The organism is Fodinibius saliphilus (assembly GCF_005869845.1).
GTDB lineage: Bacteria > Bacteroidota > Rhodothermia > Balneolales > Balneolaceae > Fodinibius > Fodinibius saliphilus.
Map to the genome: position 1 here is coordinate 49,700 of NZ_VAWF01000003.1, position 21,656 is coordinate 71,355.

Annotated in this window: 17 protein-coding genes and 1 tRNA gene; 7 read left to right on the forward strand and 11 right to left on the reverse strand. The window is 43.5% G+C overall.

Annotation, left to right across the window (positions count from 1 at the left end; all coding sequences use genetic code 11):
• Positions 1-77: 77 nt before the first annotated feature.
• The 6 genes from FCN14_RS10900 to FCN14_RS10925 all read right to left on the reverse strand — a co-directional run bounded on the left by FCN14_RS10900 (position 78) and on the right by FCN14_RS10925 (position 6,143).
• Complete coding sequence (locus tag FCN14_RS10900; RefSeq protein ID WP_138431318.1) at positions 78-1,433, reverse strand: murein hydrolase activator EnvC family protein; 1,356 nt, start codon at positions 1,431-1,433, stop codon at positions 78-80.
• Positions 1,430-2,089, reverse strand: coding sequence for a DUF4292 domain-containing protein (locus FCN14_RS10905; protein WP_171032895.1), 660 nt, complete (start codon positions 2,087-2,089; stop codon positions 1,430-1,432). The genes FCN14_RS10900 and FCN14_RS10905 overlap by 4 nt, the downstream gene beginning before the upstream one ends.
• A gap of 88 nt (positions 2,090-2,177) precedes the next feature.
• Positions 2,178-3,905, reverse strand: coding sequence for a tetratricopeptide repeat protein (locus FCN14_RS10910; protein WP_138431320.1), 1,728 nt, complete (start codon positions 3,903-3,905; stop codon positions 2,178-2,180).
• 69 nt (positions 3,906-3,974) lie between these two features.
• Positions 3,975-4,721, reverse strand: a complete 747-nt coding sequence (locus tag FCN14_RS10915) for a helical backbone metal receptor (protein ID WP_138431321.1) — start codon at positions 4,719-4,721, stop codon at positions 3,975-3,977.
• A gap of 46 nt (positions 4,722-4,767) precedes the next feature.
• Positions 4,768-5,634 (reverse strand): fructosamine kinase family protein, encoded by an 867-nt coding sequence (locus tag FCN14_RS10920; protein WP_138431322.1) that lies wholly within the window; start codon positions 5,632-5,634, stop codon positions 4,768-4,770.
• Positions 5,631-6,143, reverse strand: coding sequence for a low molecular weight protein-tyrosine-phosphatase (locus FCN14_RS10925; RefSeq protein ID WP_171032896.1), 513 nt, complete (start codon positions 6,141-6,143; stop codon positions 5,631-5,633). Before FCN14_RS10925 ends, FCN14_RS10920 begins: the two co-directional genes overlap by 4 nt.
• Positions 6,144-6,452: 309 nt before the next feature.
• Here FCN14_RS10925 and ileS point away from each other — a divergent pair, with 309 nt between their 5' ends.
• Genes ileS through FCN14_RS10940 form a run of 3 tightly spaced genes read left to right on the forward strand, consistent with a single transcriptional unit; the run spans position 6,453 to position 10,666 of the window.
• The gene (gene ileS / locus FCN14_RS10930) at positions 6,453-9,623 is read left to right on the forward strand and encodes an isoleucine--tRNA ligase (RefSeq protein ID WP_138431323.1); all 3,171 of its coding nucleotides are present in this window, start codon (positions 6,453-6,455) and stop codon (positions 9,621-9,623) included.
• 16 nt (positions 9,624-9,639) lie between these two features.
• Positions 9,640-10,050 (forward strand): TraR/DksA family transcriptional regulator, encoded by a 411-nt coding sequence (locus FCN14_RS10935; protein ID WP_138431324.1) that lies wholly within the window; start codon positions 9,640-9,642, stop codon positions 10,048-10,050.
• Between the two features lie 28 nt (positions 10,051-10,078).
• Positions 10,079-10,666, forward strand: coding sequence for a signal peptidase II (locus FCN14_RS10940; RefSeq protein ID WP_138431325.1), 588 nt, complete (start codon positions 10,079-10,081; stop codon positions 10,664-10,666).
• 287 nt (positions 10,667-10,953) lie between these two features.
• Here FCN14_RS10940 and FCN14_RS10945 read toward each other — a convergent pair whose 3' ends face one another.
• The 4 genes from FCN14_RS10945 to FCN14_RS10960 form a co-directional block, all read right to left on the reverse strand.
• Positions 10,954-12,219, reverse strand: coding sequence for a bifunctional 3,4-dihydroxy-2-butanone-4-phosphate synthase/GTP cyclohydrolase II (locus tag FCN14_RS10945; protein WP_138431326.1), 1,266 nt, complete (start codon positions 12,217-12,219; stop codon positions 10,954-10,956).
• 20 nt (positions 12,220-12,239) lie between these two features.
• Positions 12,240-12,551: a preprotein translocase subunit YajC gene (gene yajC / locus FCN14_RS10950; protein WP_212747627.1), complete on the reverse strand. Its 312-nt coding sequence runs from the start codon at positions 12,549-12,551 to the stop codon at positions 12,240-12,242.
• A 314-nt stretch (positions 12,552-12,865) separates the two neighbouring features.
• Entirely contained in the window at positions 12,866-14,989 is a 2,124-nt protein-coding gene (locus FCN14_RS10955) for a 3-hydroxyacyl-CoA dehydrogenase NAD-binding domain-containing protein (protein ID WP_138431327.1), read from the reverse strand.
• Positions 14,990-15,021: 32 nt separating this feature from the next.
• A complete protein-coding gene (locus FCN14_RS10960) occupies positions 15,022-16,332 on the reverse strand; it encodes an acetyl-CoA C-acyltransferase (protein WP_138431328.1) in 1,311 nt (436 codons plus the stop codon).
• A 185-nt stretch (positions 16,333-16,517) separates the two neighbouring features.
• Here FCN14_RS10960 and FCN14_RS10965 point away from each other — a divergent pair.
• Both FCN14_RS10965 and FCN14_RS10970 read left to right on the forward strand, forming a co-directional pair.
• Positions 16,518-16,591, forward strand: a tRNA-Val gene (locus FCN14_RS10965).
• Positions 16,592-16,999: 408 nt separating this feature from the next.
• Positions 17,000-17,425, forward strand: coding sequence for a transposase (locus tag FCN14_RS10970; protein ID WP_212747628.1), 426 nt, complete (start codon positions 17,000-17,002; stop codon positions 17,423-17,425).
• A gap of 122 nt (positions 17,426-17,547) precedes the next feature.
• On the opposite strand, the gene FCN14_RS10975 is transcribed toward FCN14_RS10970, so the two are convergent.
• Positions 17,548-19,089: a Fic family protein gene (locus FCN14_RS10975; protein ID WP_138431329.1), complete on the reverse strand. Its 1,542-nt coding sequence runs from the start codon at positions 19,087-19,089 to the stop codon at positions 17,548-17,550.
• A 362-nt stretch (positions 19,090-19,451) separates the two neighbouring features.
• Here FCN14_RS10975 and FCN14_RS10980 point away from each other — a divergent pair, with 362 nt between their 5' ends.
• Together FCN14_RS10980 and agaR are read left to right on the forward strand one after the other, a co-directional pair.
• Complete coding sequence (locus tag FCN14_RS10980) at positions 19,452-20,804, forward strand: DUF3472 domain-containing protein (protein ID WP_138431330.1); 1,353 nt, start codon at positions 19,452-19,454, stop codon at positions 20,802-20,804.
• 77 nt (positions 20,805-20,881) lie between these two features.
• Positions 20,882-21,649: a transcriptional repressor AgaR gene (gene agaR / locus FCN14_RS10985; protein WP_138431331.1), complete on the forward strand. Its 768-nt coding sequence runs from the start codon at positions 20,882-20,884 to the stop codon at positions 21,647-21,649.
• Positions 21,650-21,656 lie beyond the last annotated feature (7 nt).

Here is a 21,656-nt window from a genome sequence, read left to right on the forward strand (position 1 = left end):
TTGGTGGTCGAGGCTCAGTTTTTTGCTAAAGAAAATATGAAGGTTAAAATACCAACAATTGAGAGGCAAAGCCAGAGTTAATATGTGCTTGATACAGCATCGGAGCGCAGCCACTTTTCGGGATCTAAAAAGTCATTATTTTCACGGATAAGGAAAAAGAGGCTTTCGCCTTGTGAAGAAAAAGAATCACCTGCTAGTCCGATAACATCACCTTCTTGTATAATCTGATCCTTGTGAACGTTTATCTGGCTTAGATTTCCATAAGCGGTAATAAAGCGACCATGCTTTACTAACACAACATCACCATAGAGCTGGAAGGGTTGAATGGCGATAACGTACCCCTTATGAACAGCACGTACCGATTCCTCAGGGTCTGTTACAATTTCAATTCCGGGATTCTGGGTTTTGGTTCCATATACCGGATGGCGGCGGGTACCAAAATGTTCGGCTACTGTTTTACTGTCTACCGGCCAGGGTAGCTGTCCTTTTTGTCGGGCAAACTGTTTTTCCACTCTTTTGAGTTCTTCAGAACTCATAAAGTTTCGTTTTTCTATAGGTTTGGAATACTTTGCTACTGCTTTGGCCCGTTTGGTTTCATCTTCAATTTCTTTAGCTGCAGCCAGCTTACGCTTTCGCTCAGCCTCAAGGCTTTTTAAACGTTTCTCTCGAAGCTTTTTTGCTTCTCGTATATACTTACTGAGATCTTTTTTAAAGCTGTTCAGCTTTTTTTTCGTTTGTTCTTGGTCTTCTTTCAGCTCTTGTTTGTTTTCGCGAAGTAGCGCTACGTTTTTAGCTTGCTGTTTTCTTTTTTCGGCCAGCCTCTTTTTCTCCTGTTTAATTTTGGAGAGTGTGCGCTCATTTTTTTGACGTGCTTCAACAAGCTGTTCTTTTGTTTTCTTTAGCTCTTTTTGTGCTTCTCGGATTTGGTGAGCCTGCTTTTCTCTAAAGTCATTAAATTGTTCTAGGTAATAAGAGCGAACCAGCATTTGATTAATTGAAGAGGAGGAGAAAATAAGTGCCAACTGAGAGGTTCGTCCGTGTTTATACAAATAATCCAAGGTTTTTTTATGATCTGTAACCAGCTTTTCTAGCTTATCCTGTTTCTCTTTAAGAGATCGGGTGGTTATTTGTAGTTCCTCTTTGATCTGTGCTCGTTCATCTCTGAGCTTTTCCAATTTTTGATCTTGAAGGGCAATAAGATTTCTAAGATCCTGATACTTTTGATATAAGGTCTCATATTTTTTATCGGCCAGCTGTATCCGTTCTTCATATTTTTCTATCTGCCTGGAAAGCTGCTGGATTTTATTGCGCGTTTCTTCTTGTTTCTCAATTACCTTTTTGCGCATTGCCCTGTAATCTTGGGCAAAAACAGTTGAGGCACAAAGCAGTAAAATGAAAATAGCTAATATGTAAAAGCGGCGCGTATTCATCATCGATGATAAACAGGTATGTCGTCTGGGTAGTTAATGTGTAAGTTACCTAAATCGGGGTTTAAATCAAGTGAAGTAAGTTGTAATGCGATTTTTGATTTTTTCTCTGCGCCAAAGATACTAATTCTTCGGGGAAGGGTGAACCGTCCTACCGTTCCGTAGGCATCGTACTGGATTTTGGAATAGGGCAATGTAGTGTTATTGGGTTGTTCAATTTGGCGAATATTATAGCTTTTTTTATCAATATAAATTAGGGTACCGGATGAAAGAGCAAGTTTATATAAAGATTCATTTTCAAAGACATCTGATACTTCATCAGGTGTGAATGGGTAATTTATAAGCTGTAATATATTTAAGGAAGCCAGTTTGTTAATCCGCTGAAGATTACCACTGCGGACAGCTATTTTGCGTACATATTTATCGATCTTATTATAAACTGTCAGCGTATCTCCATCGGTAAGCAGTTCTCCACCTTTTATGCCGATCCCGTTACGAATTTTAACCAAGCTTTTAGATCTATTACTCATAAAAATAATCGTAACCCGTTCAGTGTTGCCGGGCTCACTGACGATAGCACGTCCTTCCCCTGTTAAAGCATGCAATGTAGAGCGGTAATCAGGAATTTTATTTACAACTACAGATGGTTTAATCTGTGACACTTGATACCCTTCTTTACTTATTTTTCGGGGTGTAGTACAGGAAACCAATCCCAATATGAACAGGGAAAGTAATGTTAGATATAACCGTTTATTCACCGTTTTCAGGAATTTTGTCTTTAAGATGAGTGCGTGTTGAATCTTTGTTTAATGCTTTTTGCCACCATTGACGGGCCTCTGATATATCGCCTAATTCCTTTAACACATCTCCCATGTGTTCCATAACTTCAGCACTGGCTTCTCCTGTCTCAAGAGCAGCACGAATATACTTTTCTGCTTTTGGGAATTCCCCCTTTTGATAATATACCCATCCAATAGTATCAAGGTAAGATGGGTTTTTTGGCGCAAGTTGAATGGCTTTTTTTGCCATTTTTTCGGCCTTTTGAAGGTTTTTCTTTTGCAAGGAAAGGTAATAGGCATAGTTGTTTAGCAGGCCGGGGCTGTTCGGTTCAATCTTCAAAGCCTGTTCATAATGCGAGAAAGCATTGTCCCATTGCTTTAAGGCCGCATATGCATTGGCGATAGCACCCAAAATATTTGTCTTAAGAGAGCGACGAACGGGTAACTTTTCTGCTTTTTTTAAGTAACCTAACGCTTTTTGATGATTTTGGCGTAAAAGATGAGCATTCCCCAGAAAATATAAGATGATGGGTTCTTGAGGTACCGCTTTTGTGGCTTGTTCACCAACTAGGATGGCTTCTTTTGCTCTTCCCTGTTGAAGTAGTAATTGAAGTCGTTTCTGCCATGCGGTATCGTTCGCTGGGGTAAGGTCTGTGGTATTTTTGTATGCTTGCAGGGCTAAGTCTGTTTGTCCTGTTTGGAGAAAAAAGTCAGCAGCTAACGATTGGGCACCACCATAGTTAGGCTCAGTCTTCATTAGTTTTTTTAAAACGGTTGCAGTCGTCTGTTGTAGCTTATGATTATCAGGATCAGATTTGTAATTTGAATAAAGGTATCTGCCAACGTTAAGTTTGGTGGCTTTGTCAATAGTAGAATCAACAACAACATCGGATAAAAGAACTGAGAGGCTGTCCCACTGTGCTTTTTTTATGTAGATATTGGAAAGCATAAGGAGGGTTTGGGTATCTCGTTTATTTATCTGGAGCGCGTTATTCAGCACTTCTTTGGCTTCTTTTAACTTCCCCATTTCTTTGTAGTGATTACTCAATACTTGCAGGGTTGCAATATTATTGGGATCAAGGTCACGTATTTTTTTTAGTTCAGTGATGGCAGAATCTTGCATACCCAGGTCATTAAAATTTCTCAGCCGTTCCAATCGTACATTGAGGTCCTCTCCGTCAAGGAATAGTAGTTTGCTGTATACTTTGTTTGCTTTCTTGAGCTGTTTGGAATCGCCATAGGATTGGGCCAATTCATGGAGCAAATTTTCATTATTGGGATTATACTCTAGGGCTTCCTTCAGTTCAGTAATAGCAGCGTTATTTTTCCCTTGGTCACGATATAACCGCGCTAGTTTAAGGCGGTACCACGGATTGCCAGGTGCCAGCTTTACAGCTTGTTTTCCATAATATTCGGCATTGGTGATATCGTCTACCATCAGGTAAGCATCAGCAAGAGCGTAGTTGACCCCGGCATGATCCGGAAGTTTTACATATGCTGATTTCAGTAGCTCGAGGGCATGCTGGTAATCCTCATTTTCGAATGCGGCAAGACCATCAATATAAGCTGACCGTGCATTAATACGGGTGTTCTCTTCCACCATCTGCTGATCTTGTGCCATTAAATCAGTAGAAAAAAAGAGCAATGCCATTACAGCAATGGCAAAGAAAGAATAAATGTTAGATGAAAGATTTTTCATACGTTTGGTAACGAGTTCGTAGCCTATATAGTACAATAAATTGAATTTCCGATCAGCTTTTCAAAAATATTAATCAGCTATAGTTTTGCGCCAGCTGTTAAGGCGTCCAAAGGCGTGCTTCATGTGTGATCCATACCAACTGAACCATTCTCCCTCTACCACGAGTACCCGTGCAGCAGGGCAGGCTTCTTTTACCACTGCAATATGTTTTTCTTTGAAGGGATAGGGTTCACTGCTCAGTAAAACAAGATCGGGGTTATAGCTTTTGAGTGACTCAAGCTCAAAAGTGGGGTATCGACTTTCACTGTTAAAAACATTGGGTAGGTTCCAGTGCTCCAACACGTCGTTGATGTAGGTGTCGTGGCCTACAGACATCCATGGATCTTTCCAAATCATATAGGCCGTTCGCAGCTCGGTTTCATCAGGACGCTCCTCCAGCCGCTGTTGGATATCGGTAATAAGCTGTTCGGCTGTTTCAGATACATTAAAAGTTTGTGCAAGGTTATGAATAGCGATGAGAGCATCCTCGATAGTTTCGATCTCTGTTATAATAACCTCAGAATCAGCTGTTAGTTGATTGATATCCTCCGGGCGATTTTCCTCTTTGTTAGCAATGATGTAATCGGGGTCGATATTGTGAATTTTATCCAACCTGGGATTTTTAGTACCGCCGACGATGGGTATGTTTTCCACTTTTTCCCTGGGATGTACACAAAAGCGGGTACGTCCCACGAGCTGGCCATGGAGTCCCAAATCAATAAGTAGTTCAGTCAAACTGGGGACCAAGCTAATAATAGATGGTTTTTCTGAGCTCATAATTCTTTGATCTATTTAGTGCATATACTGGGTAACTCTACAAAAATTAAAATCGTTGTACAATTCTTTTGAGCTGTTGCGCGTAACTTCCTCCAAACAAGTTGGTATGTACTAACAGTGGGTATAGATTATAAATATCTTTTCGTTGATTAAAATTTGGCTGCAGTGGGTAGGCTTCTTTATACGCATTATAGAAAGCAGATGAAAACCCTCCAAAAAGTTGGGTAAAGGCCAGTTCTATTTCTCGATGTCCGTAATAAACAGCAGGGTCATATATCGTAGTCTGTCCCTCTTGATCATAAAAAAAGTTACCGCTCCAAAGGTCCCCATGAAGAAGACTGGCTGGTTCTTTTGGGAAAATAGTTGGTAGGCGTTTATACATTGATTGGAACTGTGAGACTGTTTTTGATCCCAGTTTTCCCGAATCTGTTGCCATTTTAAGTTGGGGGTCCATCCGTTCTTCAATAAAGAATGTTATCCAGTCATCATGTTTTTTATTGGATTGTGGGAGGCGCCCGATGTAGTTGTTATGATCGAGCCCGAACTGCTCTTGCTGTTTTTTGTGCAGTTTTGCGAGTTGTTGGCCAAAGTGTTGAGCAGAGCCATTTTTTGCCTGTCCCTCCTCAATGAACTCCTGGACCATATATCCAATGCTCCCACTTGTTTCTCCTGTTGCGTAAACGGTGGGGATATGAATCGTTGTATTTGCTGAGCGTAACAGTTCGAGTCCTTTTTCCTCAACAGAAAACATATTGGGATCAGCCGAAGTATTCCATTTAAGGAAGCAGGGCTGGCCATTACTAAGCGTAATTTTGGCAGCCTGGTTGATGCTACCGCCGGAAAGCCGGCGTTGAGATTCAATTGTTTGATCGAGCTTATTTTCGAGTTCAGATAAAAGAGAATCGGGAATCATTGGATGATATGTTGTTCTAATTTATCGAGCAGTGTTTCGCAGCTGCGTTTCACAATTTGGAAGACATTCTCGAACCCTTCGGGGCCGCCATAATAGGGGTCGGGGACTTCGCCATCTCCCGGGTGAGGGTCAAAATCGCGCATTCGGCCAATCGTTGCGTGTTCGTTTCCATTGGCCATATGTTCAACGTTTTTCAGGTTTTCGTTATCCATAGCAAGCACCAGGTCAAAATAATCCAGGTCGAAAGTTTTGAATTGGCGCGCTTTTGAATAGAGTTTGATGCCGTGCTTATTGGCTGTTTGCTGACTTTTGCTGTTCGCTGACTCCCCAATATGGTATGCAGAAGTTCCTGCCGAGTCGACTTCAAAATAATTTCCGAGCCCTCTTTCAGTGATTAAATGCTGAAAAACGCCTTCAGCTGTAGGACTTCGACAAATATTGCCTAAGCAAACAAAACAAATTTTGTAGTGGTTTTCTTTTGTAATAGGGTCAGAGATGTTTAAATCCATAGTGAATAAACAGTAAGCAGTAAGTTTTGGGTTAGCTCAGCACAAAATAATGATGCTGTCACGATTATGCATACTTATTCATTTGCGGTAATTCTAATTTGCAACTTGTTGTACCTTTCCTTTTAATAGGTCGCTAACATTGTAAAATTCATACTTAGAATGTGAATTGATGACTTAAGACTTGTATCTTTGGGGCTCATTTAAATTGAGCGCACATTATTTTAAGCATGTAAAGTTACTGCAAGATTGAAAAAAATCTTATATTAGTAGCTTCACAAAAAGCCAACGAAGCAGTTATACCGGCATTTTATGAGTAAACAGTTTGAAGAAGTAAAACAATTAAATTTTTCAAAACTCGAAGTTGAAACCCTAAAGTGGTGGAAGGAGAACGATATTTTCGAGAAAAGTCTTTCTACCCGCGAAGAGGGAATACCCTTTACCTTCTATGAAGGCCCACCCACCGCCAACGGGAAGCCGGGTATTCATCATGTGATGGCTCGTACCGTCAAAGATATGTTCTGCCGGTACAAGACGTTGAAAGGGTTTCGCGTTGAGCGAAAAGCCGGCTGGGATACGCACGGGCTGCCAGTAGAGATTGAAGTTGAAAAGGAACTTGAGCTTGAAGGGCGCGAGCAGGTCGAAGAGTATGGCGTAGCTGAATACAACGAAAAGTGCCGTGAGAGCGTCCTTAAGTACAAGGATTTATGGGACAAGCTCACAAACCGCATGGCTTACTGGGTAGATCTTGATGATCCCTATATCACTTTTGATAATGATTATATCGAGTCGGTATGGTGGGCTTTTAAGACCCTTTACGAAAAAGATCTTGTTTATAAAGGATATAAGATTCAGTGGTATTCGCCGGGCAGTGGTACGGTTCTTTCCTCGCACGAGGTGAGTTTGGGATATGAAGAAGTGCAGGATCCTTCTATCTTTGTGAAATTTAATGTGGAGATGTCAGAAGATGTTTATTTCCTGGCATGGACCACGACGCCCTGGACTATTATTTCCAATATGTGTTTGGCAGTAAATCCCGACTTGGATTATGCCAAAATTGAGATTTCTGAGGGCGATCGCACCGAATATTATATCATGGCTAAAGAGTGTATCGATGAAGTCATCGATCACGATTACGAAATTGTTGAAGAGTATAAAGGAGAAGAATTGATAGGCTGGACCTACGATCCTGTCTTTGACTATGCTCTTGAAGAGTACGACCGGAAAGAGGCCTGGGAGGTTGTGTCTGCTGATTATGTAACAACCGACGAGGGTACCGGAGTGGTACATACCGCTCCCGCTTTTGGTGCCGATGACTATGAGACCGGCCAGAAGAATAATATCCCGATGTTCAACCCTATTGATGGGGACGGGAAGTTCACGGCGAAGGTGCCTGATTACGAAGGGCAGTGGTTTAAAGATGCTGACAAAGAGATTGCCCGTGCTATTAAGGATAAACACCTGATGTACAAGCACGAAACATATCTGCACAACTATCCGCACGACTGGCGTAAAGGTACGCCATTGATGTCTTATCCGGTAGAATCCTGGTTCATTGAAACCACAGATGTGAAGGATAAGATGGTCAGCTTTAATAAAAAGATTAACTGGAAGCCCCCAAGTACAGGATCGGGACGATTTGGAACCTGGCTCGAAAATAATGTGGATTGGGCTGTTTCTCGTCAGCGCTACTGGGGGTCACCAATTCCAATCTGGGTAAGTGATAAAAACCCGGATCATATTGAAGTAGTAGGCAGTATCGAAGAGCTAAAAAAGAAAGCGGGATTAGCTGATGATGTGGAGATTGACCTGCACCGTCCTCATATTGATGAAATTACATGGGAAGGTCCCGATGGCGGGACGATGCGTCGTATTCCGGACTTGATGGATGTTTGGTTTGATTCTGGATCGATGCCGTTTGCGCAGTGGCACTATCCATTTGAGAATAAAGATAAGTTTGAAGAGAATTTCCCTGCCGACTTTATTGCGGAAGGGGTGGATCAGACACGCGGTTGGTTTTACACCCTGCATGCACTGGGAACGATGCTGTTCGATCAGCCGGCCTACAAAAATGTGGTATCAAATGGACTGGTGCTCGATGAGAACGGCAATAAGATGAGTAAGTCAAAAGGCAATGCAGTAGAGCCTTTTGAAGTTATTCAAAAGTATGGTGCCGATACTGTACGTTGGTATATGATGAGTAACTCCTCGCCATGGGAGAACTTGAAGTTCAGTGAGCACGGCCTGCAAGAAACACAGCGTAAGTTTTTTAATACGTTCATTAATACATACTCATTCTTCGCCATGTATGCGAACATCGATGGCTTTACTTATACGGGTTCTCCTATCCCGGTGGGTGATCGTCAGGAGATGGACCGTTGGGTTATTTCGCGACTCAATACCACGGTAAAGTTGGTTGATGAGTATCTGGATGATTATGAGCCAACAAAAGCGACCCGGGCTATTGAAGAGTTTGTTGAGGAACTCAGCAACTGGTATGTGCGCCGTAATCGTCGTCGTTTTTGGAAAGAAGATAAGAGTCTGGATAAGACGGCTGCCTACCAAACTCTCTATGAGTGCTTGGTAGATCTGGCAAAGCTAATAAGTCCTATAGCACCTTTTTCAGGAGAATGGCTGTACCAGAAGTTAAATGATGTGACCGAAGTAGATGAAGAATCGGTACACATTTCATTCTACCCGACGGTAGAAGAAACAGCTATTGATAAACAGCTGGAACGCCGAATGGAGATGGCCCGACAAGTTTCGTCGATGGTATTGAGCCTGCGTAATAAGTTGGAGCTTAATGTACGACAGCCGCTGGCCCGTATCATTCTGCCTATAGACAAAGAGGATGACCGACAAGCCGTTGAGTCAGTCAAGGATATCATTCTCGATGAGGTAAATGTTAAAGAAATTGAATTCGTTGATGACGATTCTGGTATCGTCCACAAGTCGGCCAAACCTAATTATCCGAAACTGGGTAGTAAGCTGGGCAGTAAAATGAAGCCTGTTGCAGCTAAAGTGGCTGAGTTAAGTACCGAAGAAATTACGGAGTTTGAAGAAACTGGCTCTATCGAGCTGGATCTTGGAGAAGAAGGAATCGTACAGCTCGGTAGCGATGGACTGGAGATTGTACGTACTGGGTTGGAAGGCTGGTCGGTTGAAACAGAAAATGGCTTAAGCGTAGCACTGGATACCGAACTTACGCCCGAACTTGTTAATGAAGGATTGGCCCGTGAGTTTGTAAATAGAATCCAGAATATGCGAAAAGAGGCCGACTTTGACGTCGTTGATCGTATCGTTATCGGTTTTAATGGCTCTGAGAAATTAGAAGAAGCTGTTGGGTCGATGAAAGAATATATTAAAAGTGAGACGCTGGCCGAAGAAATTGTCGCTGAGGAATTAGAAGTATCAGACTTTGTAAAGAATTGGGAAATTGGGGATGAAGAATCCACTATTTCCATCAGAAGAAATCCTAACTAAGAAAAGTGAGTGCATTATGGCATCAGGAAAAAACGATACCAACAAAGACGAAGAACGAGTATCTCCGTATTCAGACGAGGAACTAGAATATTTCAGAGGTATTATCCTCAAAAAGCTTGAAGAAGCAGAAAAGGAGCTCGACTCGCTACAAAGTTCTCTGAAAGACAGCATGGAAAATGCCGGCGAAGATACGGCCTATTCTTTCCATATGGCTGATGTAGGTACCGAAGCCCAGGAACGTGAGAAGACCTATATGCTCTTCAATCGTACGAAGAAGTTTGTACGGTATTTGAATCGTGCCTTGGAGCGTATCGATAATAAAACTTACGGCGTATGCAAGGTAACCGGTGATAAGATCTCTAAAGGTCGACTTGAAGCGGTACCGCATACACAGCTTAGTATTGAGGCGAAGCTCAAGCGCAGATAATTAAATTTTCCAGTAATACGGTATTCATTTGGATCGATCAAAACTAACTGCGCTAACGGTTCCTGCTGTCATTGTTGTCATCTTAGATCAGTTGAGCAAGCACTGGATCCGTATATCACCGAGCTATCACCATTGGGAAATTATTCCGGGTTGGCTTTCTTTTAACTATACCCAAAACCCCGGTATGGCGCTGGGGATGCGATGGGCCTCTACGGAGGTCATCAGCATTGTTGCTATTATTGCTACAATGGGAATTTTGACCTATGTGCTTTATAACAGAGAGCAGGCTACCCAAGGATATCTGCTCTGTATGGGGTTGGTGCTTGGTGGTGCTTTCGGTAATATTATTGATCGCCTGGTGATGGGATATCTTGAATCATATGGCGGGCTTTTAGAGGGGCATGTTGTCGATTTTATTCACTTCGATCTGGTCGTTAGCGGATACCCTGTTTTCCCCTATATTTTTAATGTAGCTGATGTGGCCATAAGCACAGCTATTATTGCTATGATCCTCTTCCACAAAAAAGTAATGCCCGAGGACTATGCTTCACCTGATGATTCTGATGGGATGGAGCAGAGCTCCCAAGCTGTGTCTGAGCCTTTGGAAGAAGAGTAGCAATAGCACTCTTCTTTTCTATAGAAACATCGAGTTCGCTGTCTTTCCTATGAATACAAAGATGAAAGCTTTTGTCTCATCTTCAATTAGTTACTAGTCATCGCAAAACCTGTGGATTCCGGGAATGAAGAAGATTGTTGAAAACAAGAAAATGCTGCTAATAAAGTAGGGGAGGTCCTGCTAACTCAATTGGTCAGAGTAGTTATTGGTTATTTGTTAATCGCTCATTTATTTGATTACATGCCGAGGACAACAAATAGTCACTTTACAATTAACCAACAACCACACTATTCATCCGTAACAATACTGTCGATAAATTCGGGGCTGTGAGGATCAAGTTCATCCAGCTTCAGCTCGTGGCCCATTTTGTCACGCTTTGTTTTTAGGTATTTTACGTTTTCAGGATAGGCACCCACTTCAATAGGTACGCTTTCAACCATCTCTAGTCCAAAGCTTTTGAGTCCCACACGTTTTACCGGATTGTTGGTCATCAGCCGCAGCTTAGAAATATCCAGTGAACGCAGGATCTGGGCTCCAACCCCATAGTCACGGGCGTCAGGTTCAAATCCTAGGGCTTCATTGGCTTCTACCGTGTCCATGCCCTTCTCTTGTAGGCTATAAGCTTTAAGCTTGTTTATCAGGCCAATACCGCGACCTTCCTGGTTCATGTACAGTACAACACCCTGACCTTCTTTTTCAACCTGTAGCAACGCCTGGTGCAGCTGCTCACCGCAATCGCAGCGCTTGGAGCCAAAAATGTCGCCTGTCATACACGAAGAGTGCACGCGAACAAGAACAGGATCTCCTTCTTCCCATTCTCCTTTGGCCAGCGCCAGGTGATGATCGCCGGTAAGGCGCTCCTCAAAAGCATGGAGGGTAAAGTCGCCATAAATAGTGGGCAGATCTACATCAACAATTTTACGGACCAGCGATTCATTTTCCATGCGATAGGAGATGAGGTCTTTAATGCTGATTAACTTCATATCGAATTCATCAGCAATTTCTACCAGATCCGGCAGGCGCGCCATTGCTCCATTGTCTTTCATAATCTCGCAGATAATGCCAGCAGGCTCCATGTCGGCCAGCCGTGCCAGGTCAATAGCTGCTTCAGTATGTCCGGCGCGGCGGAGTACACCGCCATTGGTACCGATAAGCGGGAAAATGTGTCCCGGTCGGCGAAAATCTTCCGGGTTCGATTCACGTTTGATCATCTCCTTAATCGTATTAGCTCGATCTGAGGCAGAGATCCCGGTAGTTGTTAATTCTTTATGATCGATAGAAACCGTAAAAGCGGCTTCATCAGGGTCGGCACCGTCAGTCACCATATAGTCGAGATCAAGCTCATACGCTTTTTCCCGGGTAATAGGCACGCAAATGAGTCCGCGTCCATATTTGGCCATCAGGTTAACGGCTTCGGTTGTGACCTTTTCTGCAGCCATAACAAAGTCGCCTTCGTTTTCGCGGTCTTCATCATCCGCGACAATAACCATACGACCATTTTTAATATCCTCAATAGCCGATTCTATGCTATCGAATTCAATTTCACCGGACATAATATTACTGGATAAGCTTATTAATCTTGATTCGGATTTACATCCGCAATAGAACTCTTTTTGAATCGGGCTTTAACTCCACTGTCGATCTCAGCAAGAACAGTATCGTCATCAACACTTTTAACTTTAGCGATCATGCCGCCTGAAGTTATAATTTTATCACCCTTTTCAAGGTTGTTAACTTTCTCCTCAATTTCTTTCTGTTGCTGTTTTTGAGGACGAATAATAAAGAAATAAAAGATAGCAAAAATAGCCCCGAGGAAGATCAGATTCATCCATCCTCCACCACCCCCTTCAGGGGCTCCCATCAAAAGTAACGCAATATTGAACATGAAATAATTAGTTTTATTACAGCTGATTGTTAAAAATAGCTACTAAAGATACCATTTTTGCCGGCCTGCTCCAATTTTACGAGATGATAAAAAGGCAATCCGCAGCAGCTAAGCCGAATTTCCCATAGAAGGCTTTGTAAAACTAGCTTGTCATCCTCAACTCAGTTCAGGATCTTGGTTTAAACACCTATAACTGCATTGTAAGATTCTGAAACAAGGTCAGAATGACAAATGGAGATAGTTTCGCAAAGCCCTCTCACATTTAAATTTCTTGGTTAGAATTCCGGACTTCTGGCTGTAGATACAACTGCGACTTAATCCTGGTGGAATTTTTTATCTGATTCCGCATATTTTTTTAGGATATCGGCCGGTGTAAATCGGGCTCCGTGTTTTTGCTCGTAATTTTGTAGACGTTCGACAATAGTACCAGCCCCTTCGCGGTCGATGTAGCGGAACGGTCCGCCGAGGAATGGGGGAAATCCAAGTCCCAGTACAGCCCCAAGATCACCGTCAACGGGGTACCGTAAAATATCTTCTTGCAGGCACCAGGCGGCCTCATTGACCATAGTCAGCGTCATGCGCTGCTGCACGGTTTCGGCATCCATGGAAGTGCGCCCGGAGCCCCCGAAAAATTCATAAATATCCTCATTGGGTGCATCTTTCTTGGTTTCTCCGTTTTTCTGTTTGTAGCGGTAAAATCCTTTTTGATTCTTCCGACCTTTGTAGCCCGCCTCAAAAAGTTCTTCCGGTTTGGTACTGGGATTTACCCCGCGTTCAGCAAAAAGCTCATTGAGTACTTTGGTAATGTGGGCTGCCACATCAATACCCACTTCATCAAAGAGTGCCGCCGGCCCCACCGGAAAGCCGAAGTCTTTCATATGGCTGTCCAGCTCTTTAATAGCAATGCCTTCTTCAAGCAGCATCAGGGCTTCATTCATAAAGGGGGAGAGGATACGGGTAGTATAAAAGCCCGGTCCGTCATTTACTACAATCACATGCTTGCCCTGCTGAATGCCTACTTCTCGTGCTGTAGCGGTAACCCAGTCGGCGGTTTGATCTGTGGTGATAATTTCGAGCAGTGGCATCTTGGGCACCGGCGAAAAGTAGTGCATGCCCACCACCTGGTCCGGACGGTCGGCAGCATCTGCAATGTCCCCAATAGGCAGGGAGGAGGTATTCGAAGCAAAGATAGTGTGGTCCGATGTGGCCTCCTCCACTTCCTGTAATATCGATTGTTTGAGATCCAGGTCCTCAAAAACGGCCTCGATAACCAGGTCCGTATTTTTAAAGCCCTTGTAGGTTTCCGTAGGAGTTACCAGGCTGGAGATGCGATCTCGTTCAAAAGAGGAGATAATATGTTTCTCGCGTTTCTTTTCCAGCCGTTGCCAGATATCTTTCTTGCCTTCTCCGGCCTGTTCCACGGTTTGGTCTTTCAGTAAAACGCGGTAGTCATTATTGGCACTTACATCTGCAATACCCGAGCCCATGAGCCCGGCCCCAAGCACGCCAATTTTTTCGACTTCCCGAACCTTATCTTCGTCGGAATTTTTCTTGGCCCCCTGCATGGCAAAGAAGAGGTTTACCAGGGCTTTTGATTCCGGGGTGGCTGCCAGCTTACCAAAGTTGACGGACTCCAGCTCAAGTCCGGCTTCCATACCGTTTTCATAGCCCTCTTTTACGCAATCAATAATTTTGTCGGGGGCAGGGTAATTTCCTTTGGTTTTGGATTTTGAACGCTTGCGGGCCTGGGAGTAGATAATCTTCCGGAGCGGACTCAACCCCTCCATAAGCTGGTGGAGCAAGCTTCGCTTATCTTTTCGCTCAAAGTTACCTTTATTAATTTTTGCAACTGCCTTTTTAGCTGCTGTGAGTACGGCATCGCGGTGGGTAAGCTCATCCAACAATCCCAGTTTATACGCTTTGCGGGGATAGATCGTTTTGCCCGTTAACATATAGGTGAGCGCATTTTGAACACCTATTAATCGGGGCAGGCGCTGGGTTCCTCCGCCGCCGGGAAGCAGTCCCAGCTGTACTTCGGGTTGCCCCATCGTGGTATCGGAATGCTCCGAAGCCACGCGATAGTTACAGGCCATGGCTACCTCCATGCCCCCGCCAATACAGGAGCCGTGAATGGCTGCTACTACGGGCTTGGCATAGTTTTCGAGCTTTAGCAGTAGCTTGTTGCCTCGCCGGCTCAACTCTTCAATACCTTCCGGGGCTGACTTGTTTTTGAGCATCTCCACATCGGCGCCGGCAATAAAATTGCTCTCTTTGCCGCTTACCAGCACAATCCCATCAATAGAGTCGGGGTCGGTATTTTGCAAGAGATCCTGGAATTCACCGATTAACTGTTCGTCCAGTTTATTTACTTTTTCGCCGGGTTGATCCAGCGTTACAACCAGTACACCGTCTTCATTTTCTGTCGATAGATAACTCATAATAGTAGTCTATAAGAAATTGGAATCTGAAATTAGCCGTCAAAGCGTTCCAGGACAATGGCATGTCCCTGTCCGCCTGCAGCGCAAGCGGCCACAAGTGCGAGCTCACCGTCTTCGTGATGAAGGCGATTTGCTGCGGTTGTTACAAGGCGGACGCCTGTAGCTCCGAAGGGGTGTCCCAGTGAAAGGGAGCCGCCCCAGCAGTTGAACGTATCCATGGGGATTTCGCCCACCTTTTGATCGCGGTCCAGCTTCTCTTTGGCAAAAGTGTCGGAGTTTAATGCTTTGAGTACCGTCAGAATCTGTCCGGCAAAAGCCTCATGAAATTCAAACACATCGATATCGGAAAGTTGCAGGTCCATGGCATCTAACACCTTCGGGACCGCATAAGCGGGGCCCAGCAGCAGTTCATCTTCGGGATCCTGAGCTACATAGGTATAGGCCCTTAAATACGCTTTGGGCGTAATTCCTTGTTGCAAGGCCGTTTCTTTCTCCATGATGAGAGAGGCAGAGGCTCCGTCGGTAAAGGCCGATGAGTTTCCGGCTGTAATGGTCCCGTGGGGCTTTATGAATGCCGGCGATAGTTTCTCCAGCTTCTCCATCGAGGTATCTTCGCGGAAGGTGTTGTCGTGTTCAATCGTATCGAAATCGGGAGGTACCGCTGCCGGCAGCAGCTCGGGATCGAGCCATCCTTCCTTTGTTGCTTTTGCCGCCAGCTGATGCGAGCGAAGCGCATACTCATCCTGCTCTTGGCGACTGATTCCGAAGTGGGCGGCCATCCGATCACAGCTTTCGCCCATCGTTTCGCCGGTCGAAAATTCAGCGATAGCGGGTATCTCCGGCAGCAGGTGGGAGGGGCGTAAGCCTTTGAAAAACTTCAGAAAATCGCTGATCGATTTATACTTACGCGCTTCCAACAGTTTTTGCCGAAACGTCTTGCGAAAGCGAATGGGGATGTCGGACATCGTTTCAGTGCCGCCGGCAAGTACCGCTTTGGCTTGTCCCGCTTTAATCAGGTTGATAGCACTGGTAACGGCCTGGTTCGAAGAGATGCAGGCTTGCGTTACCGTATGGGCCGGAACGTGATTGGGGATGCCTGCGCCCAGTGCCGACTCCCGCGCTACGTTGCTGGTGTTAACATCCTGTATAACCGTCCCCATGATAACCCGGTCGAGATTGCCGCCATCGATAGGGGCGCGGCTGATGATGCCTTCTACCGCCAGCCTGCCGAGGTCATAGGCCATTAAGTCGTTGTAGCCGGTCCCCGAACGCTGAAAGGGAATTCTGCCGCCGTCGACAATTACTGCTTCTAACTGAGATCCATTGGTTGATTGATCAGTCATAATATATATGTACGAGTGAAAGACAACGAATATGTTAATACAACTCTAAAATGGGTGAAACCAACCCCTAAATCAAGAGAAAACTTAACAGTGTTAACCTGGGGGAAATTCCCTGCTTTAAAATTGATTTAGAAATTGTTTTGTCAGATTGTAGATAATCCGTATATTTGTGCTCTCTCAAAAAGGGGCGATTAACTCAGCGGTTTAGAGTGCTTCCCTTACAAGGAAGAAGTCGCAGGTTCGAATCCTGCATCGCCCACTCTCAAGCCTTGCAAGTCATTGACTTGTGAGGCTTTTTTTGTTTTTGTAGAAACCTTTTCTCGGTAGATATTGGAGAACCAAGAATTATCAGCCCTTCTAACTGGTGTCCAAATCCCTATGGTAATAAAAAGAGTGAAGAGTCCCTGTTTTGTAAAAAGTAAATTCTATATTTTAGCGCTGGGGTTTGACCAATCTTTCGAAATTATTATGTTGCGTTACATTCTATCAAGAGAAATAGTGCCCCTGAAGCCATAGAAATGGAGTAATGATGGTTTATGATCCCAAAAAACATAACCGCCGTTCTATCCGTCTAAAGGGACATGATTACGCATCGCCCGGTCTGTATTTTTTGACCATTTGTACCTATAAACGCCAATGTATTTTCGGGGAGATAAAAGGGGATAAAATGTTGTTAAATTCTTGGGGAGAAATCGCCCGGGAAAACTGGATAAATACCGAATCCATTCGTGATAATGTGAGATTGGATGTGTTTGTCGTTATGCCGAATCATATACATGGTATCATTGAGATTGTTGATTCTAAAAATATCGTAGGGGTGTATCGCAATACACCCCTACGATCAGACAGCCCTGTAAACCAATCGGAATTTAAATCACCATCCGAAACTATTGGGGCAATTGTTCGGGGATATAAATCGACGGTTACCAAACAGATTAACAAGATTAGAAATTCACCGGGCGAAAAAGTTTGGCAACGAAATTATTATGATCACATCATCCGGGATAAAAAATCATTGGAGCGCATCCGCTATTATATTATTCAGAATCCAGCCCAATGGCAGGAAGATCAGAATAATCCGATAAATGTTTAATTTATATCATCACTGCTAATGGGGTTGTTTAAAAGGTTGGGAGTGCGATATCATCGGAGATGAGGATATAGGGTACAGTGACTATTTACGGTCAGTCACATAGCTGCTGTTTTGAAAAAAATCTAACCCTCAAAAACTTCCTGATATTTCTCCTCTAACATAGCAATCTCATCCTCGGTCATTGCTTCAAACTCCTTTGCCTTCGCACGTTTAGATAGTGTGCCATCATTTTGACGCAAAAAGCCGATAAGATTTTCCATATCCTTATCCGGCATATCAAAGTGTTCAGAAATGAAGGTTCTCATCTTATCATGTCGCTCCAGGTACTGAACTTCTTCCGGTAACGTATCGGTAACCGTTTTTTCTACGCATTTATAGAGAAATTCAGCATGTTTGGTAGCATCGAAGTAGCGATAAAGATTAATCGTATCGTTTAAGACTTCGACATTTCCATCAGGTGTTGCTTCCCACTCAATGAAATCAAGACGTGGCTTGGAATAAGATTCCAGTACTTCCCTATACTCATCAATTCGGTCAAGGATCACTGATGAAACAGGAAAAATAAGTCCTTTGGGGGTGAACTCTTTTTTGGCCAATACATGATGTATTAAGTATCGATGTACACGGCCGTTTCCATCTGTAAAAGGATGGATGAATACGAAGCCAAATGCAATAAGAGTGGCTGCTAAAACTGGATCATAATCACTTTCTATTAATGATTCATTAGTATCTAATAAACCATCTATTAATTTAGGAACATCTTCCCATCTGGCTGAGATATGATCTGGGACCGGCTTACTATTCACACGGTTATGTACTCCTACAAAACCTCCTTCTTTACGCCAACCCATATCCACAAATCGCCGATCTTCTATAACAATCTCCTGGAGTCGTAATAATTCATCCTTGGTAAGGTCTTTCTGGCCAGCCTGACCAATGGCTTTACCCCACCGTTCTGCACGATTTTCCGGAGGAGTTTCTCCCTCAATAGCATAGGATGCTTTGGAGTCTTGTAGCAGTAGAAAAGCAGCAGCTCTGGATAGTAAGTCCGGATGAATCTTACCTATAGTTTCTTGTACGTTTTCTTCTAATTCTTCTGTACTAAAGCTCTCTAGTTTATCTGTCCGTCGAATGAGTGGACAGAAATTTTTATTTCCCGGTAGGTTATTCCAAACCCGGTGCCTTTTGGATCTTTGCCTTGATCCGGGATATTGCAAATCTGGGTCAAGTGCTTCTATATAGTTCCCTGACTTGGCATCTTCCAGATCCAGTTTCTCACCTATCAGCCATTCATAGAAAAACCATATTCTTCGGCTATTACGGCCGGTGGGTTGATTCTTAACAATAGCTTCAATTTCGGTTTTATCTATTGCTTCAAATAGCTTTTTTAAGATCAGCAGATTAACTCCTTCATATCTAAAAGCAAAAGTTAAATGCCCAAGTAAGGTCGGGTCTGGTTCCTGTACTGTTCTAAATACCTGCCATTTACCTTCTGTGTAGCTTCTGTGTTTCTCACTTATTGCAGAAAGAAGTTCAGGCAATGGTACTTCTAAATCATACCGGTAAATTAATGCACTATACCCAGCCAGCTTCATATCGATTTCAGGAAGGGTATATTTACGAAAAACGGTTACATTATCTGAAAATCGATTATTTTCGGGCATAATTTATACATATCGATTACCAATTATTTTGATACTAATATTACCAAAATTGATTACTTTTTATAAAAATCGTTTATATAAGGGGGTAATTTATAAAAAACGTTTATATCTTCCCGTCGGATTTATTCCAACCAAGTCCATTCCAGTTCGATCTAATTATTACGGCCATGAATCCCTAAAACGCAGGGTCTGATCCGCTGTTTGTGGCCGGAGGACCTAACAAACGCTTCTCTCTAGTATACGCTCCCGACTCTGCTATATTTCAAATATAGAAATAAAACGAAAGAAAAATATATATTTCGAAATGAAATAAAATATTATATCTTTTGTTTTTTTGAGTTTAATGAAAGATACCTAGTGTGATGAGAGATCAGTTATATTCGAGTGTAAAGAGGGTAAAGGCGGTTGTTTTATTATTTGTAGTCCCCATTCTGTTGGGATGTGCCGGGAATACCCAGGTAAGTGGGCAAAATCAGGAGGAAGGGTTTAAAAAAGAAGTTGTTGTACCGCTAGGGGGCAATACCTATCAAACCAATCCCGAAAGTAATGAGTCGATTACTACGGAAGGTATTCAGCAGTGGAGCAATGTAAAGAGCATCTTCAGTACCTTTGTTAAAGTCACCGGGGCCGATAGTGTTAAGGTATCGGCCAAGGCTACGTTATCATCAGCCAACAGTACGATAGCTATTACAGTCGGGGGAAGCACCAAAGAGGTGGAGCTCTCTGAAAGTGATAGTTATGTGGCAACAGAAGCCCCTGTATTTCCCATTGAAAAAGAGGGGTATGTGCAGATTGACATAAAAGGGGTTGATAAAACGGGCACCAATTTTGCAAAAGTGAGAGACCTTATTTTGCATATCCCGGAGCAGGCATCGGTAACGTATATCGAGAATAATGAAGAGAATAATTTCTACTGGGGACGAAGAGGTCCCTCGGTGCACCTGCAGCATAAACTGCCTGAGAATACCGATTTTGAATGGTTTTATAGTGAAATAACAGTCAGAAAGGGCGAAGATCCCGTGGGGTCCTATTTTATGGCAAATGGGTTTTCGGAAGGGTATTTCGGGATACAGGTGAATTCGGAACAGGAGCGGCGCGTACTGTTTTCGGTCTGGAGTCCCTACAATACGGATAACCCGGATGATATTCCTGCGGATGAGCGTATACAGCTGCTTGCAAAGGGGGATGGGGTAGAGGCCGGTGAATTTGGTAATGAGGGATCTGGGGGGCAGAGTTATTGGGTGTTTCCCTGGAAACCCGGTAATACGTATAAGTTTTTAAACAGGGTAAAACCGGACGGTGAAGGAAATACCATTAATACGGCTTATTTTTATGCTCCCGAGCTTGGAGAGTGGAAGCTCATTGTCAGTTTCTTGCGGCCGAAGACTGATAAATGGATGACGGGGATCTATTCCTTTTTAGAAAACTTTGCGGCAAGTAATGGATATAAAAAACGGAAAGGGTATTACGGCAACCAATGGGTACGAGACAAGGAAGGGAGCTGGCACGAAATCACCGGAATTACCTTTACGGGAGATAAGATAGCTAATTCCGGATTTCGGGTAGATTTCTCTAGCGGCGTTGACGGTAAAAGGTTTTATTTACGAAATGGTGGTTTTGAGGTTGGAGAGGTGACTTTGCAAACAGAGTTTAACAGGGATGCCACAGGAACTCCTCCGGATATTGCTTTCGATAGCCTTCCAAAGGGGCAATAAAAAAAGTTGATTTCTTTTCTTATCTTGGCATTTGCTGTTATAAATGAGTGACCTTTAATAATGTCAGAAAGAAATAGATGAAATCAACAGTTGACAGACGGAATAAGATTATACAAAAGATTCAGAGTGAAGGTTCAGTACGGGTTGATGAGTTGAGCGAGGAGTTTGATGTCTCGACGGTGACCATTCGAAATGATCTGGATTTCTTTGAGCAAAAGGGGTTAATCGATCGCACCTATGGTGGCGCGTTATTACGCAACAATGTATATAACGATCCCTCTATCGAGGAGAAGAAAAAAATAAATGCTGAGGAAAAGAAGCGCATTGGTGAATATGCTGCCGGTATGATCAGCGATGGGGAGTCGGTAATCCTGGATTCGGGGTCAACTACCCGAGAAATTGCCCTTCGTATTAAGGATAAAAAGAATATTACGGTTATGACCAATGCCCTTAATATCGGCTTGGAACTGGCCGGGGCATCAGGAGGAGTAGAGGTGATGATGACGGGAGGAGTACTCCGTGATAAATCATATTCGCTCGTAGGGCCTGAGGCAGAGCGTAATATGAAGCACTATTATTTTGATACGCTCTTTTTGGGCGTTGACGGTATGGATTTTGAGCACGGGCTGACAACTTCGAACCCCCTGGAGGCTCAGCTAAACTGTGTGATGGTGGAACGAGCCAATCGCGTTATAGCTGTGACGGATTCTTCAAAATTTGACCGTCACAGTTTTTCTTTTATCTGTGATTTAGAACCCATCAATATGATCATCACAGATGATAAGATCTCTGCTGAATTTGAGGAGAAGTTCAAGAAGCGAGATATAGAAGTGGTTAAGGTGTAAGGGCTTT